This is a genomic window from Acinetobacter sp. Ac_3412 (assembly GCF_013072675.1).
In the GTDB taxonomy this organism is placed as follows: domain Bacteria; phylum Pseudomonadota; class Gammaproteobacteria; order Pseudomonadales; family Moraxellaceae; genus Acinetobacter; species Acinetobacter higginsii.
In genome coordinates this window covers 327,867-342,136 of record NZ_LXUJ01000009.1, presented here as the reverse complement: position 1 = coordinate 342,136, position 14,270 = coordinate 327,867, and the positions used below count along the sequence as shown (strand labels likewise).

Here is a 14,270-nt window from a genome sequence, read left to right as displayed (position 1 = left end):
TTGTCAATTGATAAACTATCAACCTGTAAATCAGCGTAAGCCTTTGGCATTACGTCAACGATATGATCGGATTTTGCGGTATTGTTCGCCTCTAAATCATTTTCCCAAACCTGTTTTAAGCTATCTGTCTGAACAAAGATATAACCATGTTTAGTAAAGTTTGGACCAAATCGATATTGAACAGATGAAGTATAACTTGCATCTTTTTCAAGTGCTCCATCATGGATAACTTTAGCTAAAACAATATCATCTGAATTACCTAGGATATCATCGCTAGAATAAATCACCGTATCTGTCCACGTTGTATTGAGCCCAACGCCAGTGCCGATATTTGATACAGTCCATTCCACTTTTAAGGTTGCAGGATCAGCAATTGTTTGAGTTGGTACACTGATATTTTTAACAACTAAATCCGCATATTCCGCCTTCGCAATTTCAAGGCTTTGTGAATATTGATTATTATCTTCTGCATTATATTCAGCATTTTTATTACTTGCATCAGTAACAATAATAAGACGCCAATGCCCAGATAAGTTCTGTGGAGTTTTATAATTCAGTACAGATGAAATAGATGATGAGCTGCCGATTTCGGTATGGAGTACTTCACCAATTTTAATGTCACTACCATCAATTGCATCATCAAGTGATAGGTAAACAATATCCTTCACCTGAGCAGCTTTTGCACTCCCTTGATTGTAGGTTGTCCATGAGATATCAATATTCTGACCACCTTGTAGAACTCCCGTCGTTTTCAAATTACCAACAACAAGATCAGGGCTCACCATTTCAATTACAGTATTTGCTGTATGGCTAACCGCATCTAACTCACGCACGTAATTATGAACATCAGAAGTCACCTCTAGCTTCCATTGTCCTAAGGCAATATTTGGTACGTTAACCCACACTTCCTGAACAAATTTTTCCCCTTTTGCAATATCACGATTAAAAGAGGTAGGAGAGATTGATAAATTATATATCTGGCTAGGGTTATTGCTATTAATCAATCGAACACGGTCATAGACTAAACCGGTAAAATCTGCTGTTCCCGTATTATTTAAGGTATATGTGAGCTTTACTTGGTTACCTGATTGCCATTGCGATTGAACCAGAAGATCAGAAATTTGAAGATCGGGTAATTTTTCCCCTTCTAAAACAATCGGCTGAGAAACAACAATATTATTTTGCGTGTGCTCCGGCTCATAAGCAGCACCATAACTATCTGTTTTAACAAACAAATAATACTGTCCAAGGCTTCCATTTAATGAAAAATCAAGATAGGCCTGATAAGACTCTCCAACCGTCAAAGCACCCGTACGCGTAACAGAACCTAATACCGTTGCACTTGAGTCCAATGTTGGCTTGGTTGACATATAAACTGTGTCGACCCAACGATTAATGTCTGTTGTCAAATTACCATTATTGGAAACTTTCCAACTCACACGACCTAATTCATTACGACCTAATACTGTCGGGAGTTGAACAATTTCAGGACTCAGATCAGCATATGTTTTTATGATATTAAACTGAGCAGAAATGACCTGATTATTTGCTCTGGTATCTGGCTCTTTAATGTTTTGATTAACATCAGTCACTACAGCAATATAGTAACTGCCTTGCAGACGAGGTGGAATTGTAAGCGAGATGTCCTGTTGATAGCTTTCGCCAACCGCTAGATTTTTGACGCGATTATAGTTTGCTAAAATAATATCATCGGCATTCCCAATAATCGCATCCCGGCTTAAAATAATACGATCAACCCATTGACCTTCAGCGACTTCATCACCACTGTTTGTTACAGTCCATTGAATTTTAGCTGTATTTCCTGCACCCACATTTGTTGGAACAATAACTTGAGAGACTCTAATATCTGCATAGGTTTGCGCTGTAGAACTAAATGTTGCGGCTAAGCTATTATTCGCTTCAGCATTACCTACAGAATTGACTTCGTAGACAATACCCTGCCCAGCAATATTACTATCTGCAGTAACTTCAATAATAAATTGGCCAATACCATCTACACCTTCAGGCATCGTGAAGCTGAAACTACGATTACGTACTTCACCAGCCATGATTGGCAAAGCATCCTGCCCATTAAATGCAACGGCAAAATTGAATACAACTTTACCAGCACTACCATCTGGATTTTTTGCACGGACAGTCAGTCGATCTTGATAATTTGTAGGCGTTGCCACACTTCCTTGGTTAACATCTTGCCATACTACGGTGACAAGATCTCCAGCCTGAATTTTTGATTGCAAAAATTGTAAATTTTTAACCACTAAATCTGGTCCAGCAATCACCTCAATCCGAGCTTCGTTATCATTCTCTAATGAACCGTCTTGACTGAATTCAGGAATCGAATTTAAAGCGTCGACTTTAACTTTTATCAAAAACTGTCCAATCGCATAAATATCCGATGGCCAAACAAAATTGAATTGACGTTTGATTTCACTATTCTGAGCTAAACTTTGCGCAGACATTAAAATATCTTGGGCTACAACAATCGACCCTGTCGTAATATTAATTATTTCAACTCTTTCTATCCATGAACCAGATGCAGGAGCCAGGCCAGAGTTTTTAACATCCCAATTTAATGTAACGGAATCACCAGACTGCCAATTATGTGCTGGTGTCAATGTGATGTGATCTACCGATAAATTAGGATAATTTCTAAACTCACTACTAAACGATATGACAGCTTGATTGTTTTTCCGCGATTCAGATGTTTCCTTTTGTTGATTATAGAAGTCAGCTTCAACAATAACTTCAAAATCACCAACACCAAGGCGGCCCTCTGGTAACTTAATAAGTACAGTACGATGAATAGATTGATTAATTAAAAGGGCACCAGAACTTTGTTCAGAATATGAAACTAAGCTCTCAGCGATAATTTCCCCTGTACTTTTATTTTTTATCAAAACTCGATCAGTAAAATCTCCAAAAGAATTACTGTTTCCGATATTTGTTGCAGTCCAGCTTATCTCCAACTGACTGCCTGATTTGATCGTATCGCCATCTGTACTACGTACTTTTAGCTCGTTTATTGATAGATCAACTCGCGAAGCATTGTTTTCTAAATCAATGACGACTGGATTAGAAGGTGCATGAACATATACTGCCATACGGAATGGTAGTTCAATATCATCACGATTGAGTTCATCAAATAGAATCGTATACACACCTGAAACTGTGACAACAAACTCTGAGCCCAGATTATTGATATCATTTCTTGAAATGACTTGCTGACGACCATATGGATCTATCACAATCAATTGGGTGGTATAGTTTTGTTTCCATTGTCCATTGTAATAGTTATAACTTTGTGCAACTAACTCATCAAAATCGATAAATATGCGATCTCCAGCATTTGCTGTAATCTGATATGCAGATAGCTCCCCTTCAGGTTTAAGACGGTCTTCAACAATTTGTCCACTGCTGAGTTGCTGTGCCTGAGTTAAATCTAAAAGTTTAAAACCATAGACCTGCTGACTAAATGAAGCAGTTTGAACTTTAACCCTATAAGTACCTGCATTTAATGATAATAATCTGCTATTGATCAGATTATTTGAATAATCAGAAAAAACTGTATTCCCCGAACGATCAATAATCGTAAATAAAAGGTTTGAATCTGTCGCAGTTAAGAGATCAAAGAGTATTGTCGATTTTTTATCTATTTTTAGATCATAGATAACTTCTTGACTGGCTGCATTTAAAATTCCAGATTTTTTATCATTTAAATGTAGTTGAGGAATATTTATTAAATCGACACTATCCACTTGAAAAGAAGCTGAACCAGAGTATTGATTATATTCTGAATTATATCCATTCGATGTATCATCAAAAACAATATAATAATATCCACTATGTTTCAGACTAATCAATGAACCGTCTTGTGATGAACTCAAATTATTTTCAGTAACAGCTTGACCAAATTCATTTACAATCCTATAAAGAGGAATAGTGCCTGATACTTGTCCTAGACTATTGAACTGTATGGTTTGACCAGTTTCTGCATAAAACTTGTATACACGATTGGCAATTGCATTTTTTGAATAGTTTAAAGTTACAGATTGACCTTGCTGAATCACTGTCGCCTGAGCAGACAAGTTCATCCATTTAAATTGGAAATTTTCTGCATACGATGCATTATTAACGATGTATTTATATACACCAGCTTTTAAATAATAAGCAACGTTAAAACCAGTCCCAACAACTCTTGATTGCGCATCCAAAACAGAAACGCTGTAATTATAAGAAGAATTATAAGTCGACTGGATACGATCTAAATAATATAAACCATCAGACTTTACTTCAAAATAAAATTCCTGAGATGAACCTGTATTGATAATTCCAGACCAATTTTCTGTAGAAGTCATACTTTCTGGTATATTAATTTCTTCAGAGAATTGTGTGATTGGACGAATCAATCCTGACTGACGGCTTAAAACAACAGTATTATTTCCTGTATAGGCATCCTTAACATTCTCACCCGTTAACGGGTTATAGCTATTATTTAGATTACCACTTAATCCAATATAATAAACACCTGTTGTAATCGCTGTATAATAATAACCATCTCCACCATACGAAGTAGAATAAACTGCATTACCAGCAGAATCAAAAATTCGTGTTAGAAAGTTACTATTGGTGTATGAGGAGATATTCAAATATTCTCCAGCAACCAACATAATTTGATATAAGTCAACGTCTTTAGTGGCATTAGTACCATCGCCAATAGTAGTCGTAATTTTAAACTGCGTATCCGTTTTAAAACTCAACTCTTTAGCTGTAGCAAACGTATTGCCAACATCCGTGCTTTCAGTCAGATTTCCTTTGCTGCGGTTCAGTGTAATATGCTGTGTACCAGCGGTGCTATTTTTAAGTTCAAGATAATAAATACCTGTTAAAGTTGCATTATGCTGTATGGAACCTGCTGCTCCTTTAACTACTTCGTTTCCTGATGAATCTAGCAGACGGATTTGTCCTGCTTGAGCCTCAGAAAGTATGGCATTAAAGCTATCTCCCTGATTTAGTATAAATCTGTAGAAATAAGGCTGATTGGTCGCAGATTGGAGCAGGTTTATTTCAGTTTGACCATTTTTCAGGAACAATTCTTGAGCAGTATTGAGTGTTTGGCCTACATTGCCATATGCACCTGTTTGATCAATACGAGCATCAAATTGTAATGTAGCTGCCTGATCACTATTGGAGTTTACACTGAGTGTATAATGTCCAGCTGCAAGATAAATTCTGGCAAGCCCATTCGCAAATGTTAAGTTGTTATGACTAAAAATTTGACTATTATTTTGATTCCGTAAAGTCAGTGTAATACGAGTGTCGCTAGAAGCAATGTTCTCTAGAACCAACCACCCCTCGCTTGCCATACTGAAAGTATATTCAGCCTGATCAGCAAGTTTTGACATAGATACATTTGCCGTTTGACCCAATGGTAATACAGATACAGCATTTAACACAGGTATAACTTGTACGTTGAATGAATTCACGGTGCCTGTAGTTGATCTTCTAACGATCAAATAAGCTTTATCGTCCGTCGCAATAAATGTATTACTGTTATTATAATCATTGCCTGAGATTAAAATCCGCCCATACGCATCTACAACCTGATACCAAAGTCCTGTACTGGTAGTAAAATCTAAACTATATTTTTGGCTTGGCTCTGTATTCAATTCAATGAAGGCCAAATTCTCACCAGCTTTTAATTCAGAGCTAATATTTTCAACATGATTCACGACTGATGACTTTGCAATATAGTCAACTAACTTAAATGAATAAGTAGGTGTATCAGTCAGATAACCACTAAATACAAAACGATAATTCCCTGCCGTTAAATATTGTATAGAATAGTTATTTGTATCAATTACTGTCCCATCTTCACGAATAATACTAAAATTAGTATTTCCTAATACAGCATCTACAATAAAAGCAGTCGCTTTATCCAATTTCAGTGTGTATGTATGCACATCACCTGCTTTGGCAATTTGACTAGAAACCTGATCACCAATCTTAAGCGTTTGTTTAACTTCAATAGGTTTAGTGACTAAGATGGACGTTGCTCTAGCCGAATTGTATGAATACCCCCAAATCAACAAAGTATATTGACCTGATTGTATTAAATTATATTTAATCGAATTATCTTGACTACCAGATTGAGAAGAGGAAATAACTCTTTTTCCAGATGGGTCATATAACTCCCAAAGAACATCATGGTAATTTGAGCCAGTATTTCTTAAATCAATGAGCCAAGTTTCACCTGCTTGTCCATCCAAATTTTGTATATTTGCTTTTTGACCATTCGCTGAATTCACTGTAATTTTTTGATTCAGTTGAAGTTCATTGTTATTTGGCTTTAGTAAATCTAAAAACTGTAGATAGTACCCACTGGCACTTGATGAAGTATTAGAGAGTGTAATTTCATATTCACCAGACTCTAAAGAAAAATAGCCTCCTCCATTTAATGGAGTTTCATAAACATTCCCAGCCCCATCTTTTTTCTTAATTGAAAAAACAATATTCGAATTATTCCCATTAACTTTGTACACAGATTGATTTTTAATTTTTATCTTATACTTTTGCTGACTATTATAAGTATTTAAAATCCCACCAACAAAATCACTTTCAGCAAGATTTAAATATTTAGCTTTATCTATCAAAGTAAAACTTATACTTCCACTATAATCTGAATAAGAAGTAGGTCGAATCAAATAATTACCTGTTTGGTTAACTTCAAAACCAACACCATAATTATAATAACTTGGCTCAATTGTTTTTATATAATTACCTTGTAAATCATATATAACAAATCCCCCATGCTGATAATTATTTCTACTCAAATCATAAAGTCGATCTTCACTCAAATAAATTTTCAAAAACTTATCTGGTACTCCTTGATTATATGAAATCTGTGTCAATATATTTAAATTCAAGTCAATCGATTTGTTCACGGCAACCGTCTTAAAGCTAAATGGGTTGGCACGATCATTTGGTTGACTATCATTTACTACAGTTAAATAGTATGTATCTGCAATGAGAAGGTAATTATTATTATTAAGAATAACTTCTAAGCCCTTACTATTTACTAGCTTATAATTATTACTTGAACTATTTAATGAGAGCTGCTCCAACTTCAGTGTAGTCATCTCATTGATTGTAAAAGTATAGCTTTTCTGCTGCTCAAGTCCCAAAAACTGATCATTTACAGTTTTATTAAGCTCAATTACTAGTGGTTGCGGGTTTTGCTTCTTGAGTAAATTAAGTTGATATTCAATTTGAGAGTTACTAGAATTTTCAATCAATAAAATATATTGGCTATTTGGACCCTGTGTAGTTAAAGCTTGATACAGCGTCGAAAGAGTACCATTTGAAAGTTTCTTTCCATCCTGACTATAGAGTGTGTATCGTAAAGCGGATAAATTTTCTCCACTAGTAATGACATGATGTAACCAATATTCAGTATCATTCTGATTGTTTAACGTTAAGTTAAAGAATTGATACCCCCCTTTAGCCGCTAAAGTTACAAGGGCAGTTTCATCAGCGATAATACTGGCAAGCTTTGACTGATTTTGAACGACAAACTCTAAATTTTTTCCAAATATTTTATTTTTGAACTCAAGCTTATACTGGCCTGCTCTCAACCAGAATGCTTCTAAAGACTGCCCTGTTAAACTATTTAGTGTTCTAGGACTACCCTCAAAAATAAAACCATCCGAACCTGTTATTTTTATATATTGATAAGCCAACTGTTTGAAATCAAAACGGATAAAACCATCTTCTGTAGTTAAAAATTCATATGTTAACTGGTCACTTAGCGCATTCCCAGCAATTGAAACAAATTGGTCTAAATGAATCGTTTCGACTTCAGCAACATGTTCTTCTTTGGTGACAATAAATTCAATATTCTCTTGAACTACAAGGCCATTATTTTTTACTGAAATATAATAGTAAGGCTGAGTATTTAATAATTTAATAATTTCGTTTTCATTAACATAATCTAGGAAAAGTCGTTCACCATTTTGCGTCCAGAAATTAAACTCAAGACCAAGATTCTCAGAAATTAAGCTTAACCAGAATTGATTATAACTTTCAGTATAAACTGCAAAGTAGTCCTGATATACACGGAATAACCTAACCTCACCAGCAGCTAATTGGTCAATGACAGTATGCGTATTGGTTAATACATTCACAGCTTGTGCTGCCGGAATAATATTAAATGCAACATGCATCGCTTGTGATGGTCTTAATACGAGTTTATAGGTTCCAACTGATAAATGGAAAGCTAGCACAGCATTATTGCTGTTAAATTCCTCACTACGTGAAAGTACAGACTCTCTATTTGCTAAACCATTTTTTTGGCCAAGACCGATTAATTCCCATTGCAAATTTTCATCGATTGGCAATTCAAAGAAATACGTTCCTGACTTTTCTATATTTAAAATAATATTTTGCCCTTGATAATCATTTAACAAATCAAGTTCATAAGCAGTATTTTCATTTGCATTGACTGACAAATGAATCTGCTTTGGTTGCTTCACAATATTGAATAAAATTTCTGTCTGATTATTATTTTCAATAACTAGCCAATAATTTTTACCAAATTCATTTAATGGAAGCCTCCACATAGCATAGTAATTTTCATAGACAAGCTCTCTACCATATTCATCGAATAATTTAAAAGTAAAATTACTAACTTCGCTACCATTTAGCTCTGGAATATCAATAAAATAATTAAAATCTGGATCAACAAGAAACTCATAAACTTGTGTATGTTCGCTTACTGCTATATTTTGGTTTTCTATAGATATTTTTTTCGGCGCTTCAACATCCGAAATATTAACTGTTAAATTACGGCCACCTCCTAAATCAGTCGGACTACTTTCCATAGCAAAATTTGGCACATAATTGTAATAAAACTGAATAACATAATTACCACTTTCTAATTTATAAAAATCCATATCAGTATATAAAGAGCGGCTTACAGGCAACCAACTTCCATTTACAACTTGATAAATATTAGCAGCATAATTATTTAAACCATTGTAATTCAGGCCATACCAACCAGAATTTTCGACATTAAACTTAAAAGTAAAAAATTGTTGACTATCATGTATATTAAAAACATTATCAACATTTAGACTGATTTTCTTGGTTTTATCTTCAACAATAAAGTTAAAATTTGTGATACTTTCAGTTGAAATATTTGTAATTGTTAAATATATAATCGTTTTTTGTTTTTTAGCATCTCCATAAATTTCAAAAATATTTACAGAATCACCAAAGTAATCAATAAATGAACCATCTTCCATCCACAAACTTACTTTTAAGTCATTATATTGACTCAAATTTCTAAAAAACAATTCATCTGTTTGATCTAGTATAAGCTTATAGAATATTGTTTCACCAGCAGCCAATGAATCAATAACAGTTTCTTCTTGCTTATTAATTTCATTTGTAATTTTTAAAACTGGTAATATCTTAAACTCATACTCGATATCAAGAAATTCCGGATTTACAATAATAAGATTATATATCCCTTTTTTGAGGTAAACTTGGTTCACTAAATCATTATTTGAAATAAAAGATGCACCTAATATTCCCCAATATAATCTTCCGTCATCCTTAAGATTGGTAATAAAATACATTCCATCCTGTTCAACATTTAAGGATATTTTTTGGAATTTTTCAGTATTACTGCTCATCCCTGAAATAACCAGTTCTGATTCTCCAACTGAAGTCGAAGAAAGCACAGGAATTTCTGGTAAAGAACTATCAACTTCCTCAAGGAGAATAGAATTTTTTTGTTGTTCTCCCCAAAGGACTAAAACATAGTTTTTATAATCATAATACCGATTGAATTCAGCAATATTCTCTATTTTTTCACCAAGACCGAGCTGACCATCAAACACTTGAATTCCATTGCTTGTATACAATGTATATTGAATATCCCCCCCCTCTATTAGGCTTAAGTTATAATCCTTAAAATCATCAACACTAAATGTATAAATTTTATATGCATCTGTATTTGAAAAATCAAGCACAACATTACTATTTAATTCTATTTTTTCAATATTTTCATTGGTAATAATAGAAAATTTAAACCAATTTACTCCACCTTCAAATTCAATTTTATTTAACAATCCAGGTTCAGGTTTATTAAATTTAAGAGCATAAGCTCCTTGCTCCAACCATAATGTTTTTAAACCAAATCCATCATTATGATTAAAGTATTCAGCATTACCATCAAATATAGAGCTAGATCCTTTACTTAGACTAAAACCCTCAAAATCACTCGAATCAAATTTAAAAGTAACCCAACCAGATTCAACCACTTGAAATACAAAATTAGATTTCTCTAAAACATGATCATATTCAAACTGCAAGTCCTCATTCAAATTTACAGTTCTATTTTTATTTTTTGTTTGAAAAACTAAATTTGACTTCTCTTCTGTAGCACCATTATTAACAACCATATAAACATAATTAAAATCCGAATCTAAATTAAATATTTCATTCGGATTTAACCCACTATTTATCAAATCTCCATCTTCACCAAAGAGGGTCAAATTCAAATCAGGTGTTTCTTGTTTTAACTTAAAAAGAAAGTCTTTATAAAGATTTCCTGAAACTTTAAACCATTCACTCCCATTGGCTTTGATACTAGGTATAATTAGCTCACCATTAGACCCACCAATTTCTAAAATTTCTTTTTTCTGTTTTATTTCAATTTTAATTCTTGCATCACTATTAGATGATCCGTTAAGAATTAATCTATAAATCCCTTTCGCCAAATAAAATGATCTAGTTTCATTAAATGCGCTCCCTTCCAATTCAGACAAACGGCTTGGCATAGAAGGATTAGGCACAAACTCGTTGCCACCATTACTATCAACAAGCGTCCAATGTCCACCATTAAAAATCGAGGCATTAAAGAAATATAAACCGGCCTCATCGACAACCACTTCAACTTCTTTATATTGATAAGAATGATCAAAGTTGTAATTAAAACTATTATCCTCACTTAGATTCAATGTTTTCTTACTTGAATTTAAAATAAAATTTAAATTAAAATCCACTTCGTTTTTAGATTCAATTATTAAAAGATAATCATCAATCAACTCTTTTCCAAAAAGATTAACTTTATTTATCTCCCCACCACCACGAACAATTTCAATCCCATCTAAACTTAATATTTTAAAATTAAAATCCTGAGCACCACCATCAAACTTCAATGAATAATCATAAACATCACTCATATTAAAATGATAAACTTGAAAAAAATTATCCATATTTAAACTTAGACTTTTTAATACATTTTGATCTAAAATTGGATATTGACTTATATCATTAATTTTAAAATTAAATGGTGTATTTTGAAGCTTATTATTAAATTCTATAAAGTATTGACCTGAAACAAGCCATTTAGCTTGTATTTTGTCAGCATCACCAGAAAATCCAGAAAAAATTTCGCCTTCTGGTCCAACTATTCTTACTGTTTCATAAATGTTGTGAATAAATTCAAAAGTAACTAGACCATCATGTTCAGCATTAAAGCTATATTTGATATCTCGTGGAAGTTGCTCAGCAGCCTCTAAGATCCCTTGATTTAAATAAATTGGTTTAACAACAACAGCTGGTTGATTATGTTCTGTTCTTACATATTTAAATTTTATATCATGAAGTGTATCGCTTATACTATTATTTACTATTGATATATAAAGACTACTTTGCTTGTAATCCTGATATACACTTAGATCATTACTTACATCGCTGACAACAACTCCCCCATATTGATCCCAAATAGAAATTTTTAGATTCGAATTATTTTTATCTACATTAAATAGATACTCATCTAAATATTTTGATTCGATCTTATAGAGAACCGCTTCATTTGGTTCTAGTTCATTTATTAATATTTCCGAGCCCGAATCTAGATTTAAGATTGTATCTGTTGAAATGAAATCTAAATTAAATTTACCAATAGCACCATAATTTTCAACCGTGAGTTGATATATACCTTCTGCCAAATAGATTGGTTTTAAAGCACCTACATTTCCTGCTTCATTAATATTAGATTCTATCGTTTCAATTCCTAGACCCTTAAGCGTCCAAGAAAAATCTCCAGAATTCACACCTGCTTTTATAAAATATGTACCCGCTTTTTTGACATTCAAATTGATATCATATGTTTGTAAGATACTGTTAAAATTGTATTCTTGCTCAACTGTTCCTAAAACATCAATTTCTTGCTTCACTGTTTTAGTAAGTCCAACACTATATGAAAGCGTATTTTTTTTAGTTTCTGGTGTACTTAACCAAAGAAAATATTCTTGTTCTTTATTTATTTTCTGTTTTATAAATCCTGACTGAGCGACATTTTCCTCTAATATCAAATTACCTTGATTGTCGACTAAATATACTTTTGGTAAAGGCGTTAATTTTTTAAGATCAATATATACTTCTATAGTTCCTGTGCCTCCTCCTGTCCCAGCACTATTTTCTATTAATGGGTCATAATTTTGTCTACCAAACGCACTAAACGCTAAGTAATATTCTCCTTTCATATTAAAAGTATATGTTAAAGGAGAATCATCTGTTAATTTTAATAAATTTCCATTTTTATCGAATATCTTTAGATAACCATCTATAGCAGGTCCATTTGGTGTCGAAATACTAATTTGATCACCTACATTTACTTCTATTTTAAAGAAATCAACATCTGCATAACTTGTACTGTTATTTCCAACTTCCACTTTTAAACTATTATAGGCTTGAAGTTTTATTTCTTTTGCAGTTGCTATCGACCCACCTACATCACCAATTTCTTTAATCTTGTTTAAATATGGTGTATATGAAAAAATAATATTGTCTTTTTTATCTTTTAAATTTTCAGACTCATCAAGGTATAAATAATTATTATTTTCAGAATAGCTTACACCCAAATAGTAATATCCAGATCTTTCTGCAAAATACTGAAGACTATTTTCATTTGATTTAGCTAATTCAATACCATTTTCATCAAACATTCTTAACAAGGATAAATTACTTTTTTTCTCAATATTAACAACATCATCTTTCGTTAGATATACTTTATAATACTGTACCCCAGTGTTTGAAAAAAACACCTCCCTTGAGATTACTTCTTCTCTTTTTAATTCAATATTTTCAATTAAATTATCAAATATCAAGGCTAAGCTATCATTGTCCTTATTTTTTATCTTAATAAACTTCGAGCTGTCTATACCTACAGTTAGATTAGGATTATTTTCATCTATATTCCCTTCTAAAACTGAGCTACCTTTCAACTCAAAAGTAATCTCACCCTGAATATTCGCTAGACTATTAAATACTAAATTATAGCTTCCTGCTTTCAAAAACTTAGGGGCTGCTTCTGCATTTTCAGTTTGCTTATTCGAAAAAATGAGCGCTCCAGTATTATCTTCAATCAACCATTCTGTACCTGAAATTCCTTGGGTAAGTTGGTCATAGGCAATCCATTGATCTTGATTCAAATCAAATGTATACTTTTTAGACTCATATGGTTTATTAAATATAACCTTTTGCTTTTCATTTAGCTTTAAAACATCTATTGAGTCTTTGGTCGAATACAGTGTAAAAGAACTATTCACACTATTTTTAGAATTATTTCCTTCTACTGATAACCAATATGCACCTGATTGAGTAGCTTCAAACCCTTTGGATATATTTGATTTTTCAATAATTAGCTTGGCATTTGAATCAAACATACTCCAAGTTACGGCTGACGTTTGACTATCAAAATAAAGACGATCCCCCTGATCAAGCTGTACTTTATATAGTACTGCTTGAGTCGATGGTGTAAGTTTTAGGTCAGTAGCTTCATTCAAGTTTAGGTTAAGCGCAGCACTCTCACCAAAAATCTTAAAGGAATAATCGCCAGTCTTATCATCTTCACCATCAACAATTAATTGATAGGTATCTGGTAAAAGCTCAAGAAATTTATGTGTATCGGCCTCTAAAGAAATTGGTGAGAAATTTAACCCTTTCTCTTTACCTTTTAACGACCAATTAAATTTTTCTCCATTGACCCCATCAAAGAAAAATTTAGTTTTCTCTGTGACAACAAATTCATATTGTTTTTGTTCACCAGGTTTTTCAATATGTCCAGATATTTCATGCACACCAGGCATCAAATCTGCTGACAGTAAAAGCTTTGGTTCAAGTTGCTCAACTGTCCACATTTGCTCTTGTGTATTTGCATTGAACTCTTTATTACTCAT

The 14,270-nt window shown here is 32.9% G+C and carries 1 protein-coding gene (only partly in view); it reads right to left on the bottom strand.

What is annotated here, in order from left to right:
- Positions 1-14,270, bottom strand: partial view of an Ig-like domain-containing protein gene (locus A7P54_RS10020; RefSeq protein WP_171549466.1) — the beginning only. Its footprint begins 23,845 nt before the window's first position; the window shows 14,270 of its 38,115 coding nt (coding positions 1-14,270); its start codon is at positions 14,268-14,270; the stop codon falls past the left edge of the window.